The sequence below is a fragment of the Candidatus Eisenbacteria bacterium genome (genome assembly GCA_026388185.1).
Lineage (GTDB): Bacteria > Eisenbacteria > RBG-16-71-46 > JAFGJU01 > JAFGJU01 > JAPLKG01.
The window spans coordinates 1-15,181 of sequence record JAPLKG010000002.1; the positions used below are offsets into that span (position 1 = coordinate 1).

Annotated in this window: 11 protein-coding genes; all 11 read left to right on the forward strand. The window is 58.1% G+C overall.

Translation table 11 applies throughout. The features are described from left to right. Positions 1 to 248 precede the first annotated feature (248 nt). The 11 genes from NTX17_00060 (at position 249) to dapA (ending at position 15,169) form a co-directional block, all read left to right on the forward strand. A complete protein-coding gene (locus NTX17_00060) occupies positions 249 to 821 on the forward strand; it encodes an SEC59/DGK1/VTE5 family protein (GenBank protein MCX5799778.1) in 573 nt (190 codons plus the stop codon). A 94-nt stretch (positions 822 to 915) separates the two neighbouring features. Continuing rightward, entirely contained in the window at positions 916 to 2,769 is a 1,854-nt protein-coding gene (locus tag NTX17_00065; GenBank protein MCX5799779.1) for a PQQ-binding-like beta-propeller repeat protein, read from the forward strand. 248 nt (positions 2,770 to 3,017) lie between these two features. After that, positions 3,018 to 6,035 (forward strand): preprotein translocase subunit SecA, encoded by a 3,018-nt coding sequence (gene secA, locus NTX17_00070; GenBank protein MCX5799780.1) that lies wholly within the window; start codon positions 3,018 to 3,020, stop codon positions 6,033 to 6,035. A 67-nt stretch (positions 6,036 to 6,102) separates the two neighbouring features. Further along, a complete protein-coding gene (locus NTX17_00075) occupies positions 6,103 to 6,561 on the forward strand; it encodes a hypothetical protein (GenBank protein MCX5799781.1) in 459 nt (152 codons plus the stop codon). A gap of 28 nt (positions 6,562 to 6,589) precedes the next feature. After that, a complete protein-coding gene (gene topA / locus NTX17_00080) occupies positions 6,590 to 9,016 on the forward strand; it encodes a type I DNA topoisomerase (protein ID MCX5799782.1) in 2,427 nt (808 codons plus the stop codon). Then, positions 9,000 to 10,316 carry a methylenetetrahydrofolate--tRNA-(uracil(54)-C(5))-methyltransferase (FADH(2)-oxidizing) TrmFO gene (trmFO, locus tag NTX17_00085; GenBank protein MCX5799783.1) on the forward strand — a complete coding sequence of 439 codons (1,317 nt, stop codon included), beginning with the start codon at positions 9,000 to 9,002 and terminating at the stop codon, positions 10,314 to 10,316. The genes topA and trmFO overlap by 17 nt, the downstream gene beginning before the upstream one ends. Further along, positions 10,313 to 11,227: a tyrosine recombinase gene (locus NTX17_00090; protein MCX5799784.1), complete on the forward strand. Its 915-nt coding sequence runs from the start codon at positions 10,313 to 10,315 to the stop codon at positions 11,225 to 11,227. Before trmFO ends, NTX17_00090 begins: the two co-directional genes overlap by 4 nt. A gap of 78 nt (positions 11,228 to 11,305) precedes the next feature. Then, positions 11,306 to 12,247: an ornithine carbamoyltransferase gene (gene argF, locus NTX17_00095; GenBank protein ID MCX5799785.1), complete on the forward strand. Its 942-nt coding sequence runs from the start codon at positions 11,306 to 11,308 to the stop codon at positions 12,245 to 12,247. A 9-nt stretch (positions 12,248 to 12,256) separates the two neighbouring features. Continuing rightward, a complete protein-coding gene (locus NTX17_00100; GenBank protein ID MCX5799786.1) occupies positions 12,257 to 13,345 on the forward strand; it encodes an Ig-like domain-containing protein in 1,089 nt (362 codons plus the stop codon). After that, entirely contained in the window at positions 13,317 to 14,219 is a 903-nt protein-coding gene (gene dapF / locus NTX17_00105; protein ID MCX5799787.1) for a diaminopimelate epimerase, read from the forward strand. Before NTX17_00100 ends, dapF begins: the two co-directional genes overlap by 29 nt. An 83-nt stretch (positions 14,220 to 14,302) precedes the next feature. Beyond that, the gene (gene dapA, locus NTX17_00110; protein ID MCX5799788.1) at positions 14,303 to 15,169 is read left to right on the forward strand and encodes a 4-hydroxy-tetrahydrodipicolinate synthase; all 867 of its coding nucleotides are present in this window, start codon (positions 14,303 to 14,305) and stop codon (positions 15,167 to 15,169) included. Positions 15,170 to 15,181 lie beyond the last annotated feature (12 nt).

The window sequence follows — 15,181 nt, forward strand, 5'->3', positions numbered from 1 at the left end:
ACGGATCGTGGTGAGAAGGTAGCTAGTGGTGTGTTCTTCTATCAGCTTAACGCTCCTGGATACAGTGGCGCTAAGAAGATAGTGGTACTCCAGTAGTAGAGCTTTCTTTCTACGGGAACATTGAAGGGGTTGGAGCATAGCTCCAACCCCTTCGCACGTATACCCCCGTTCACACCTATGCCCTCCTTTCACACCTATACCCCGCTTTTGCATTGACTTTGTCTTGCGCTGGTGCTACTAAAGGGGTTATGTCACTCATCGCAGAGGCAAAGAGAAAGGCCATTCATTTCGCAACATCCTGGGTGCCGCTGGCCTACTACATAATACCGGAGGAGGCAGGGAAGGTGGCCCTTCTCGCCGCCGCTACGGTGATTCTCACTCTAGACGTCCTCAGGCTGCACGAACCTAGGATGAAGAACCTGTTCCACAGGTTCTTCGGCGAGCTCGTGCGCGAGCACGAGAGAGATACCCTCTTGGGAGCGACTTCGCTGGTCATCTCGGGCTTACTTACGGCATACTGTTTTGAGAAGAGCATTGTTGTTGCGAGCCTGCTATTTCTCACCGTCGGCGACACGACCGCTGCGATGATAGGCAAGACTTATGGAAGGACACCGATATTCGGGAAGACCTTCGAAGGGAGTCTGGCCTGTTTTCTCTCCTGTTTGGTGATGGCTATGGTCGTGCCAGGTATTCCTCTGTTTGTGGGAATAGCTGGGGCATTGACGGCGACGTTTTTTGAGTTGCTGCCCATTCCCATTGATGACAACTTCCGTATTCCACTTGCGGCCGGGTTCATGATGCAGTTCTTGATGCCGCACTAGGAAAGCGGTGGTGGGACAAGGGGCCCGTACCCACTGCACCGGTCCGACCGGCGACATACTTACAGTAACAAAACACAGGCTGGAAGTGCTGCCGATGAAATCTAGCAAGATTATTGTGACAACGCACGGGATGTCCAAGGCGGAAGCAAGGCCTCTGCTGTTTCTGGAAACGGGGAGGGGAGGGAGAGCAGACGAAGCGTTCTTTCTCTTGTGTGAGGCATCGCCCGGCGGGCGTCGGGTCTTTCAGGAGAGCGTTGCTCAATTCAAGAGAGGGGATAGGATCAGAACTCCCGAGCAGTACGTCGAGGTTGTGTGCGAAATTGCGTCGTCCTGTGAGGAGCTGTTGGGCGGGCCTTCGATCTCGTTCGCGGCGGGATTCGTGAGGGGAGAGGAGTCCTGGTGGACGGCCGGCGGCGAGTTGTCAATCGCACTGATCTCCGCGGATGGAAACGTGACTTGTTCCGAAGAGAAGCGGGGTGCGTGGCGTTTGGAACCCGGAGGGAAACTGGTAGCCGGCGGGCGTGAGGCTCTCTGCAGATTGGGCGAAGGCCAGGCGACATTTGGGCGCGCTACGGACGTGGCTGGACTCGGGCCCGCGATCGTCGTCGAATCCGTGGGCGTCGCTCCGCTGGAGAGCGCTCGTCGCAAGCGAGAGTCCTCCAAATCGTTTTCGCTCGGAGTGAATGCACGAATCGCATCGAATGCACGCGGTACATTGAATGCGTGCGCTACGAGGATGCGGGGGTGGATTCCGGAGAGACTCAAGACCCTGAAGTTGAGCCCGGTCGGCTGGATCTCGCTGTTGGGAACGGTCGCAGTCATCATTGCACTCTTGCTCACGGCTTGGCCCTCGTCGAAAAAAACGAGTCGCGATCTTCGGGAGAAGAGGGCTCCCGCTCGGGAGACTGCCGCAATAGCACCCTCTGAGATGGCCGGAGAGGTTTCCGGCTCCTCTCGCGGTTCCCCCGGAGAGTTGAGCCTTTCTCTCAAATGGAAGAGAGGATTTCGGGGCGCCGTCACGTCTTCGCCTGCCGTGAATGACGGGAGAGTCTATTTCGGATGCAGGGACGGCCGGCTCTATTGCCTGGACGCAGGCAGCGGCGAAGAGGCCTGGAAATTCACCGCGGGCGCGGGCATCGGTGCGAGTCCTGCCGTTTCGGGTGGCAGAGTTTTCGTGGGTGCTTACAACGGGAGCTTCTGGTGCATTGACGCTCGCTCGGGGCAGAAGGTCTGGGAATTCAAGGCCGGTGCGAAGATTGTGTCTTCTCCCTGCGTCGCTTCGGGAAGCGTTCTGTTCGGGTCACATGATAGGAACCTATACTGTGTGGCCGGAAAGGACGGCAAGCTTCGCTGGAAATATGAAGCCGCCGGTGTGGTGTGGAGCTCGCCGCGCGTGGAAAAAGGAAGGGTCTTTTTCGGTTCGGCGGACGGTAGCTTCTATTGTCTCTCCTTGGACTCGGGCAAGTTGATCTGGAAGTACGCCGCGGCGGGTGGAATCTACTCTTCTCCGGCAGTGAGCGAAGGTGTTGTGTGCTTCGGCTCAAACGCACGACGGTTTCATTTTCTCGACGCTTCGACCGGGAAGGTGCTCTTCACCACGGATGCCGGCCGAGACGTGCGAGCCTCACCGGTCATGTTGGGGACGACGGCGTACGGAGCCTCGGACGATGGGGTCGTGAGGTGCATCAACGTCAAGGAGCGAACAGTGAGCTGGACGTTCAGCGCCGAGAGAAGCGTGCGTTCGACGCCACTCGTCCTCGAGGGAGTAGTCTACGTCACTTCATACGACGGGAAGCTCTACGCACTCGAGGCCTCCTCAGGAAAGAAAATGGCTTCGTACGATGCCGGCGCGGAGATATATTCCAGCCCCGCGGTCTCAGGGAACATGGTTTACTTCGGGGCCAACAACGGTGGCTTTTACTGTCTGCAGATCGCATCCTCCAGGTGAGGACGTCCCGCGCGCTGCAAGGCACCGGTCCCTGCGGGTCCTGCTCCCGGTGGCCGGCCGCATCGCTGGCCACGCAGGACTAAGGCGTACCCTGCGCCCGGCGGTTCCAGCCACTGTAACCGCCTCCCCTTGACAGGAGACCCCAACTGCAATAGCATGCTATGATAACGCGCGCTTGCGCCGTCGCCACAGCGTGAGAGCAACGCCTCGGAGGCGGACGTGTCGTTCGCAAGAGTAAGGTGAGCTACGTGTTTGAATCCATTCTCTCGAAGATATTTGGAACAAAGCACGACCGAGACATCAAGCTGATGGCTCCGTTGGTCGAGGACATCAACCGCGTGTGGCAGAGCCTATCCGGGCTAACTGACGAAGCTCTAGCCGCTAAGACCGAAGACTTCAAGCAGAGACTTAAGCAGGGCGCGACCCTGGACGAAATACTCCCCGAGGCCTTCGCAGTGGTGAAGGAAGTCTGTAAGAGGCTCGTCGGCAGGTCGTGGACGGTGTGCGGGCAGACCATCCACTGGGACATGGTTCCCTACGACGTCCAGCTCGTAGGGGCGGTCGTTCTGAATCAGGGGAAAATCGCCGAGATGGCGACGGGTGAGGGGAAGACTCTCGTTGCCACGATGCCGCTCTATCTAAATGCCCTGACGGGCGAGGGCGTTCACCTCGTGACGGTGAACGATTATCTCGCTAAGCGCGACAGCGAATGGATGGGCCAAATCTACAAGTTTCTGGACCTCACGGTCGGATGTATCCAGAACGAAATGGATTCCACCGAGCGCCGCGCTCAGTACGGGTGCGACATCACGTACGGTACGAACAACGAGTTCGGTTTCGACTACTTGCGCGACAACATGGCGATCCGGCTGGAGGATCGCGTTCAAAGGGGTCACCACTATGCAATCGTCGACGAGGTGGACAGCGTGCTCGTCGATGAGGCCAGGACGCCTCTCATAATCTCGGGCAGCGTCTCCCATTCCACGCAGAGATATTCCGAGCTGAAACCCGAAGTCGAGCGTCTGGTGAGAAACCAGACCGTTCTTGCAAACCAACTCGTGACGGAAGCCGAAGAGATACTCAAGAATGGCGGAGATGCTTACGTGGCGGGAGTGAAGCTCCTTCAGGTCCAGAGGGGGGCGCCCAAGAACAGGAGATTCCTGAAGCTCATGGCGGACGGAAGCCTCAAGAAACTCATAGGGAGGGTGGAGGCGGATTTCTTGAGGGAAAAGAAACTCAACGAGATCGACGAGGACCTCCATTACAGCATCGACGAGAAGTCACACAGCGTTTCCCTGAGCGAAAAGGGCAGGGAAAGTCTCTCGCCCAAGGGGCGAAGTATCTTCCTGCTGCCTGACCTGAGCGAGGACCTGGGCAAGGTGTCGCAGGACGAAAGTCTTTCTGAGAAAGAAAAGGCGGAGAAAAAGGAAGAACTATACAGGCATAACGCGGAGATGAGCGAGAAGATCCACAACATCTATCAGCTTCTCAAGGCCTATTCTCTGTTCGAAAAGGACGTGGAGTACGTCGTCAAGGATGGAAAGGTCTTGATAGTGGATGAGTTCACTGGAAGGCTCATGCCCGGAAGGCGCTACAGCGACGGGCTCCATCAGGCCCTGGAGGCCAAGGAAGACGTGGAGGTGGAGGGAGAAACTCAGACGCTGGCCACAATCACGCTGCAGAATTATTTCAGGATGTACGAGAAGCTCGCCGGAATGACCGGCACCGCCGAGACAGAAGCGGGAGAGTTTTTTCAAATCTACAAGCTCGACGTCGTCGTAATCCCCACGAACGAGCCGGTGAGAAGGCTCGACTACCAGGACGCCATATTCCGAACGAGGCGTGAGAAATTCAATCGAGCCATCGACGAGATAGAGGAGTTGCACAAGAAGGGGCGCCCCGTTCTGGTTGGAACCGTGAGCGTCGAGGTGTCCGAGACGTTGAGCAGATTGCTCAAGAGGAAGGGGATAGACCACGCCGTGCTCAACGCCAAGTACCACCAAGCCGAAGCCGAGATCATTGTGAAGGCGGGGCGGGCAGGCGCGGTGACCATCGCGACCAACATGGCGGGCCGAGGCACGGACATCAAGTTGGGCGCAGGCGTCGTCAAGTGTGACCGATGCTGCATCGAGTGCGACGAGGACTGTTCGACGTGTACGCAGGGAAAGAGGCGCGAGGAGTGTCTCGCCCGGACTGACTGCGGCCTCCACATCATCGGGACGGAGAGGCACGAAAGTAGAAGAATTGACAGACAGCTTCGCGGTAGAAGCGGAAGACAGGGAGACCCGGGCTCTTCACGATTTTACCTTTCGCTCGAAGACGACCTCATGAGGCTTTTCGGCTCGGACAGAATAGCCAGCGTGATGAGCAGACTTGGCGTGCAAGACGGTGAAGTCATTCAGCATCCTCTCGTGACCAGGGCCATCGAGAGAGCCCAGAAGCGTGTGGAGGCGTACAATTTCGACATAAGGAAACACTTGCTCGAGTACGACGACGTCATGAACCAGCAGAGGGAGGTCATCTACGCCAGAAGGCTCAAGGTGCTGGAAGGTGAAGACCTTTCTCAAGAAGTGAAGGAAATGATTGCCGATTTCGTCGAGGAAGGCGTTGAGGAATCCGTAGACGCACGGCGCCCTTCCGAGGACTGGGACCTTTCGGCGCTGGCAGTCGAACTGAGCACCGTCTTCCTTGTCGATTTCAACCTGAAGCAGTTCCAGGAGAGGCGTTCGGATAAGGGGGAGGTTTTCGAGTATTGCCTCGAGCGTGCGAACGGGGCCTACGTTGCGAGAGAAAAAGAGCTCGGCCCGGAACTGATGAGACAACTGGAACGACTCGTTCTTATGAGCGTGATCGACGACAAATGGAGAGACCACCTTTACGAGATCGATCAAATGAAGGAGGGCATCGGGCTCAGGGCATACGGACAGAAGGACCCGCTCATTGAATACAAGTCCGAGGGGTTCAAGATGTTCGTTGAGATGAGCGGCACCATCACGCGCGACTCGTTGAGATTGTTGATGAGGGCCGACGTGAGGAGGGCCCCCGAGCCGCGCAGGCAGGCACAGCCTGTCGCCGTCGCTTCGCACCCGGAGACTTCAGCGTTTGCGGGGGCGGCCGTCAGAGGCGCGCCGCCGGAGGAACTCGCACGGGCCCAGAGGGCGACGCCCGTACAGCGGAGCGTGCCAAAGGCCGGAAGGAACGATCCGTGCCCATGCGGCAGTGGGAAGAAGTACAAGAAGTGTTGCTTGCCGAAGGAAGAGGCGTAGTGTACAAGGAATAGTCGGAGGGGCGCAGTCACGCCGGCTGCTGCAAGCGGAATAGAAGGAGAAGAGGATGGAAGATTCTGTGAAAGATGTGCTCGCCTTGATCGCGCGACAGGTCCAGGCCTTTCTGAACGGAAAAAACGGGGCTCTGCACGAGCTGTGCGACATCCTCGTAGCGGGGAAATTCTCGAAGGAGACCGTAGAGGAGGCCCTGGAGGCAATCATCGAACTTGCGATCGAGGAAGTCGAACTGGAGGAAAAAGAGAATTTGCTTGAGACCGGCGAGACGAGCTACGAGGCTGAGAGATTTCCTCTTTCACCCGAAGCGCACGTGTATCTGTCCGAGCTCAGGAGTACCGGTGCAATAAATATCTTGACCGAGCGGGCTCTCATGGAGAAGGTAGTGATCGGCTCCTCGGGTGAGGTCGGCGTGGAAGACCTCAAGAAGGCCATGGCAGAGGTAGTAGCAGATCCCTACAGTGTGCTCCTGCTTTCCTCCGGGGAAGGAGACAGCCCGACTATTCACTGAGACAGGATGGTCACAACACAGAGCAACTATGAAAAGAAAGTCTAGCCAGAAAGACACGCCGAAACAGCCGCCAAGACTGACGCCGAAACAGACGGACAAACCGACAGGCGAACAGCGCGAGAAGGATGCTCCCGTCCGGCGAACCTCACGCACCCAGGCCGCGCCGCAGCATGCCGCGCCACGGAAAAAGACCGCCGGCAAACAACGGCCTTCGGGCAGCCACGACGACGGCAAACCACAGGCAGGTTCCAGACCGCTCATAATAGTCGAATCGCCGACCAAGGCCAGGACCATAGGCAAGTTCCTCGGCACCAGGTTTGGCATACGCGCTTCCAGCGGGCACATAATGGACCTCCCCAAGGCGAAACTCGGAGTGACGATAGAGAACAATTTCGAGCCGGAGTACGTCCTTCTGCCAAACAAGTCCAAGGCGCTCAAGGAAATCAAGCAGGCCGCCGAAAGGGCGAGCGAGATATATCTTGCGCCGGACCCGGACAGAGAAGGAGAAGCGATAGCGTGGCACTTGCAGACGTATCTCGGCGACACCAACAGCAGGACAAAGAGACTCGTTTTCTACGAGGTCACGAAGGAAGCGTTGCAGGAAGCTCTCGATCACCCGCAGCAAGTCGACATGAAGAAGGTCGACGCTCAGCAGGCGCGACGCGTGCTAGACAGACTCGTCGGCTACCTGGTGAGCCCGTTCCTTTGGACGACCCTGCGCTACGGCCTGAGCGCCGGAAGGGTACAGTCCGTGGCACTGCGCTTGATTTGCGAGAGGGAGGAGGAGATCTCCGCTTTTGTGACGAGGGAATACTGGTCCCTGGAAGCAGAGGTCGAGGGGCGGACGAAGGAGCCTTTCAAAGCCAGGCTGATCACCATTGATGGAAAGAAAATCGAGATAGGCGACGACAAGAGCGCGCAGTCCCTGGCCGGCGAGCTCAGAGAGCAGGCCTTCTCGGTTGACAGCGTGAGAGAAGACGAAAAGAAGAGAAACCCGTTTCCTCCTTTCACGACCAGCACCTTGCAACAGGAGGCCTCGAAGAGGCTCAGATTTTCGGGCAAGAGGACGATGTCAATCGCTCAGGAGCTCTACGAGGGGATCGACCTGGGTCCCGAGGGACAAGTGGGGCTCATAACGTACATGCGAACGGATTCGATTCGTTCCTCGGCGCAGTCGATCGAGCAGGTCAGGAATCACGTAAGAACGTCGGTGGGCGACGCCTACTTGCCGGATTCCCCTCGAGTCTACACGAGCAAGAGTCGCACGCAGGGCGCCCACGAAGCGATAAGGCCTACTTCCGTGGTGCGAACCCCGGAGCAGGTTGCGAGGTTTCTTGCGGAGCCCCAACTTTCGCTCTACAGACTCATATGGAACCGTTTTGTGGCAAGCCAGATGGCCGTGGCGCGCTACCACACGACGTCCGCGGACATCAAGGCGGGCAGGTTCATGCTCAGGGCCTCGGGCACGCGGATGACGTTCGACGGGTTCACACGAATCTACAAGGACGTGGAGCGGGCCAAGGACACGAAGCCGGAGCTTCTTCCGGTCCTGGAGCGGGGCGAGGCACTGACCCTGAGGAAGCTCGACACTCTTCAGCACTTCACGGAACCTCCTCCGCGATACACCGAGGGAACAATCGTGAGGGTACTCGACGAAAACGGCATCGGACGACCCAGCACGTACGCCACGATTATCGGCACCATACTGGCGAGAAAGTACGTCGCCTCGGACGCCGGCAGGTTGAGACCCACCGAACTGGGCATGGTAACATGTAAGCTCTTGGTCAAAGCATTTCCGGACATCTTCAACATAGAGTTCACCGCCAACATGGAGGACAATCTTGACCTCGTTGAAGCAGGCGAGAAGCAATGGGTCGAGGTCGTGAGAGAATTCTACGAACCTTTCCATCTGGACCTCGAGAAGGCGGAGAAAACAAAGTCCGCCTTGAAGGCCGAATTGATCACCGACACGGGTCTCACATGTAAACTCTGCGGGAAGAAGATGGTGAAGAAGTTCGGCCGCAACGGCACCTTCCTCGCCTGCAGCGGCTACCCCGAATGCAAGTTCACCATGCCGGTCGAAACGGACTCGCCTCAATCCGTGACCGACGAGAAGTGCGACGCTTGCGGTTCTCCCATGACGGTGAGAGAAGGAAGATACGGGAGGTTTCTCTCCTGCTCCAAGTATCCCGAGTGCAAGGCCACGAAACCAATGACGCTCGGAATAGACTGCCCTCAAGAAGGGTGCGGCGGGAAGCTCGTGGAAAAGAGGTCGAGAGCGGGCAAGGTCTTCTATGGCTGCAGTAAGTACCCGGCCTGCAAATTCGCGTCGTGGGACATGCCGATTAAGCAAGAGTGCCCCGAGTGCGGTTATCCAACAATGGTGGAGAAGATCACGAAAAGAAAGGGTAGAACTCTGCGATGCCTCGGGTGCAAGCATGAGCTGTCAGGATGAGATTCGGATCATCGGTGGTGGTCTTGCGGGCGCGGAGGCGGCCTTTCAGATCGCGCGAAGGGGACAACGAGTAGCTCTTTACGAGATGCGACCGGCCAGGATGACCGAGGCTCACAAGACCTCTCGTCTGGCCGAACTCGTGTGCAGCAATTCGCTCAAGTCGGAGTTGTTGACGACGGGCTCGGGCCTTCTCAAGGCCGAGCTTCTTTCGCTGGGCTCCGTGCTGCTTGGGATAGCGCAGGAAGTGCGAGTGCCGGCAGGGACCGCCCTCGCCGTGGACAGACTTAAGTTCTCAGAGAGGGTGGAGGAAGCCCTTTCGAGAGAGGCCGGCATCCGGGTCGTGAGAGAAGAGGTGTGCGAGCTAGAGCCCGCCCAACTCACGATCGTAGCGAGCGGACCTCTCACCTCGAAGTCGCTGTCGGAGTGGATCGCCCGTTTTCTCGGGCACGACAGCCTTTTCTTCTTTGACGCAATCTCGCCGATCATCGATTCGGAAACGATCGACCACGAAAGGACGTTTCCGGCTTCGCGGTACGACAAGGGAAGCGGCCCATACTTGAACTGTCCTTTCACGGAGGGGGAGTTCGACAACTTCTGGGAAGAACTCGTCAAGGCGAGGGTGGCAGACTGCCGCGCTTTCGAAACGGGTCTCTTCTTTGAACCCTGTCTCCCCGTCGAAGTGGTGGCCGGAAGGGGAAAGATGAGCCTGGCCTTCGGCGCACTGAAACCGGTTGGACTGGTCGACCCGCACACGGGCAGAATCCCACACGCCGTGGTGCAGCTAAGACCTGAGAACGTTGAAAAGACCGCGTACGGAATGGTCGGATTTCAGACGAGACTCAAGATCGAAGAACAAAAGCGAGTCTTCAGAATGATTCCGGGGCTTGAACGCGCTGAGTTCTTAAGGTACGGCAGCGTTCACAGAAATTCATTCATAGATGCGCCGGCCTGCCTGCTGCCCACGCTCCAGACAAGAAGGAGCCCCACAATGTTCTTTGCAGGGCAGCTCTCTGGTGTCGAGGGCTACGTCCCGTCGATAGCCACCGGGTTACTGGCGGGGATGAACGTCGCGAGATTGGCGGCCGGGAGAGACCCCGTCGTCCCTCCACCTGAAACGGCCGTCGGCTCGCTGTGTAGATACATTGCGTCGGCAGGAGTGAGCCCCTTTCAACCCATGAACTTCAATTTCGGGCTTCTTCCGCCGCTTCCCAGACGAGTGCGAACGAAACTCCACCGGAAGGAGGCCGCGGCTTCGAGGGCGATGAAGGCAATCGAGGAATGGCGGGAAATCACTGTATGAAACGGCCGCTGGAGAGTTTCGTGCGATACCTCAGAGATCAGAGGGCCTATTCTCACAACACGGTGGACTGCTACGCGAGAGACATACTTCAGTTCGCGAGCTTCACTAAACGGCTCGCCAATTCCGACGTCATCGTGAACGACGTGAGGCCCGAGGAGGTTCGCGCCTTTCTCGCCCAGCTCGCCGGGATCGGCCTCGCTGATTCCTCGATCGCGCGAAAGCTTGCGTCTCTGAAGTCGTTCTTCAAGTTCCTAGTGCGTGAGGAAGCAATCGCCTCCAATCCCGCGTCGAGTCTCAAGTACCCGAAGAAAAGGCGCAGGCTTCCCGCGTTTCTCAGCGTCTCGGAGATAGAGAGATTCTTTAGCTTCGAGGCCGACGATTTTGCTTCTTCACGGGATCTTGCTATACTTGAACTCTTGTACGGAAGCGGCATCAGAGTCGGAGAGCTCGCCGCGCTCGATCTGGCCGACATGAAGCTCTCGGGAGGACTGATACGCGTTCGGGGAAAGGGGAAGAAGGAGAGGATATCGCCCGTGGGGGCGTGCGCGATACGCGCAATCGAGGGGTATCTTCCTTTCCGAAGGGAAAACCTGGCGCGCGTTCCGAAGAAAGGCGCGCGTGCTCGGAAGGACGCGGAGGCCGTCTTTCTCAATCAGAGAGGAGAGCGGCTCACGGTCCGTAGCGTGCAGAGGATGGTCGGCCATCGCCTCGGTAGCGCGGCCAGAGAGAGAGCGCTCAGCCCTCACGTCCTGAGACACTCTTTTGCGACGCATCTCCTGGATGCCGGCGCAGACCTGCGAGCCGTTCAGGAGTTGCTCGGTCACGCCAGCGTGGCCACGACACAGATATATACTCATGTTTCCTTGAGGCGCCTCAAAGAAGCGTACAGCAAGGCGCACCCACGCGCGTGAGGCGGCAGGAAGGGCAAACAACTTCAGTGGGTTGGTCCCGCTTTTCGAACTGACTGACATGTCATGCGAGGAGGAGAAATGGTAGAGGCTTCGAGAGGCTCCAAGCGCCCGGTTCGCAGTTTTCTTTCCATAAGAGATTTTACGAGGAGCGAGATTCAGCAGCTCTTCGCCCTTTCCGCCAAGAAGAAGAGGGAACTCAAAGAGGGTAAGACCAGCATCGATCTCGCCGGAAGGATTCTGGCGCTTCTCTTTCACAAGCCGAGTCTCCGGACGCGAGTGAGCTTCGAGGCGGGCATGCACATGCTGGGTGGAACGACGATCTATCTCACGGATCAGGAGATCGGCGTCGGACACCGGGAATCCATAGGAGACGTGGCCAAGGTCCTCTCCCGCTACGTTGACGGCATAATGATAAGAACCTTCGACCATTCGCTCGTCGTGGACTTGGCCCGCGAGGCTTCGATTCCCGTGATAAACGGTCTTACCGACCTACTTCATCCCTGCCAGGTGCTTGCCGACCTCTTCACGGCGTTCGAGAAGGGGAAGGATCTCGATTCCATGTGCGTCGCCTTCTTAGGCGACGGCAACAACGTGTGCAACTCCTGGCTCAACGCCAGTACGAGATTCCACTTTTCGTTGCGCGTGTGCGTGCCGAAAGGCTACGAGCCGTCGGCCGAAATCATGAAAGTCGCTCAGAGCGAGGCTCGCGGCAAGATAGAGTTACTGCGGAACCCCGTCGAGGCGGCGCGCGGCGCCGACGTCATCTACACGGACGTGTGGGCAAGCATGGGCCAGGAGAAGGAGGCTGCGAAGAAGAAAAGGGATTTCTCAGGTTTCACGGTCAACGACAAGGTCGTCTCCGCCGCGAAGCCCGACTGCCTGGTGATGCATTGTCTCCCGGCTCACAGGGGGGAGGAAATCACCGATGAAGTGATAGACGGACCGCGTTCGGTCGTGTTCGACGAAGCCGAAAATCGTTTACACGTTCAGAAGGCAATTCTTCTGAAGCTCCTTGGGTAGAGGTAAGGCGTGCGAAAAGTAGCTCTTTTCATCCTTCTTGTCACGTTGTGCTCGCTCGTGGCAGTGTGCTCGTGCGCTCGCAGAGGCATGCCGCCTGGCGGCCCGGTTGACCTGGAACCGCCGCGGATAGTCTCCATGAAACCGGACTCTGGAGAGGTGAATACTCGTGCCGTGTCGGAAATCTGCATGACTTTCAGCGAGCCCATGGACAAGAGAACCGTGCGCGATGCGGCGGTGATAAGACCCGGCGTCAGGGTGGCTGAAGCGCACTGGCAAAAGAACACGTTCTGTCTATTGCTGACGGATTCACTTACGGCGGCCAGGACTTACACGGTGCTGCTGATGAGCGGGGGCAAGGACGCCCACGGCAACAGCATTAAGGCGCCTTATCTCTGGACCTTCTCGACCGGCGACACACTGTTCGGAGGTTCGATCCGGGGCAAGGTTCTGGCGAAGGGGCTTCCTGCGCCGGGCATCCCGGTGTGGGCGTTTGATTCAGTGAGGTGCCCCGCCCCCGACTTCGCCATTGACGAACCCGACTACGTATCACAGAGCGGAAGCGATGGCACGTTCGAGCTGATCGGCCTGCCCGCAGGAGTCTACTTGCTCTTCGGATTCAAAGACAAGAACACCAACAGAGCCTACGATGTCGACGTCGATTTTGTCAGCCCTGCACAGTTCAATGCCGTGATTACTCCGGAGGAGCCTGAGTTCACGGGTGTTGAGATTCGTATGCTGGACCCCAACGAACCCGGAAGCATACAGGGCATCGTGGAACACTGTTTTCCTGAGAGCGTTTCGGTGGTGGTGCACGCCGTGTCGACGGAAGACTCACTCAGAGTTTTCATCGCCACCGCTAAGCCGGACGGCACCTTCACCATCGCCAAGGTCAACGCGGGACAGTACCGCGTTGACTGTTTTGCAGATCTGAACGCGAATCGAACGTACGATCCCGGGGTGGAACCGACGTGCGAGGAGATACACACGGTTCAGGTAATGCCTGATGAAGCAACCAAAGACGTGAAGCTCAAGATGTTTTGCGCAACGCCCGCGGAGCCAGAGGAGAAGAGTGCAGACGAAAAGGAAACGGTGCAATAAGAGTCCAAGGACGCGCGACGGCCGGAGACGTCGCGACGGCGCCATACACTTCTACAAAGTATCCGGTGCGGGCAACCACTTCGTCCTCCTTGACGTGAGGGAGAAGCGGCTCCCCATGCCGAAGCGAGCCCTGGTGAAGGCTCTCTGCCTGCAGGGGCACTCCGTGGGCGCGGACGGAGTCCTGTTCATCGAGAGGAGCTCCGCTGCCGAATTCAGGCTGCGCTACCACAACGCAGACGGGGGCGAAGCTCCAATGTGTGGGAATGGCGCTCGCTGTGCGGCCGCTTACGCGTTCCAGAACGGCGCAAGAGGAGCGAAGGTGGTGTTCGAGACGCCTCGCGGCCTCATTGAGGCTATGGCCACCCGCGGGGGCGTAGAGCTCAACATGGGACCTCCTCGAGGGCTCAAAGAGGGACTGGTGGTTCGGACGAGTACCGGCAGGTTCGAGGGCAGCTTTCTGAACACGGGCGTGCCCCATTTTGTGACTGTGGTAGAAGACCTTCAGGAGTTCGACGTCCAGTCGTCGGGTCGAGAATTGAGGTTTCACAAGAGTTTCGGCAGGGGCGGAGCCAACGTTGACTTTGTTGAGATTGACCGGCGCGGCTCAGTACTACTCCGAACCTACGAAAGAGGCGTCGAGGCCGAGACGCTGGCCTGTGGCACGGGCGCCATCGCTGCGGCGGTGTGCCTGGCCGCCAAAGGACTCGTCAAGCCTCCGGTCAAAGTGCTGACCTGGGGAGGAGACATGCTCGTGGTCAGGTTTGCGGAGCGTTCTAATCCGCTGTCAGCGGCATTGTTAGAGGGGCCGGCTCAAGTAGTGTATGAAGGAGAAATCGCCCTTTCCGTTTTGAGGAGTGTCGCAGGACGGTTTTGATGTACTCGACGTCGCCTTTCCTACGGCGTTTTCTTGCAGCCCAAGCACTTTCTCAACAGGCTCCTTACTTTGGAGAATGAATCATGTTTAGAGGACTTTTCGTTGCGATGGTGACGCCTTTCCGCGGCGGCAAGGTGGATTACGCTACGCTCAAGACTCTCACCGACACGCTTGTGCGCGCAGGTTGCGACGGACTCGTGCCGTGCGGGTGCACGGGGGAGGCCGCCACGCTGAGCCCTGACGAAAGACGTCAGGTGACGAAAGTGGTGATTGACGCGGCCGAGAAGAGATGCGTCGTCGTTGCCGGTACGGGCACGAATAGTACCTCTGATTCCATAAAGTACAGCAAAGCGGCCGAGGAGTTGGGCGCCGATGGAGTAATGCTCATAACTCCTTACTACAACAAGCCCGGCCCTGAGGGGCAGTACCAGCATTTCAAGGCGGTCGCAGACGCGGTCGGCATCCCGGTCGTTCTCTACAACGTCCCCGGCAGAACGGGCGTCAACATGCTTCCGGAGACCGTCTGGAGGCTCTCAGACGTCGAGAACATCGTGGCCATCAAGGAAGCGAGCGGTTCACTCGACCAGGTGAGTCAGATTCTTAGCAGGTGCAACATCACCGTGCTCTGCGGCGACGACTCTCTCACGCTTCCGATGCTTTCGCTCGGGGCGTCCGGAGTGGTTTCAGTGGCGGGGAACGTTGTGCCCGAGCTCACGAAGGAGATGTTGGACAGATTCTTCAAGAATGATATCGAAGGCTCGCGACGGATACACTTCGAGCTACTGCCGATCTTTAGGGCGCTTTTCCTGGAGACGAACCCCGCGCCCGTGAAGAAGGCGTGCGAGCTCCTGGGTATGTGCTCCGGTGAACTGAGGCTTCCTCTCGTTCCGGTCAAGAAGGAAACTGAAGAGGCGTTGAGGAGAGTGCTCGGAGCCTTAGGGAAACTCTAGCCAGTCTTCGGG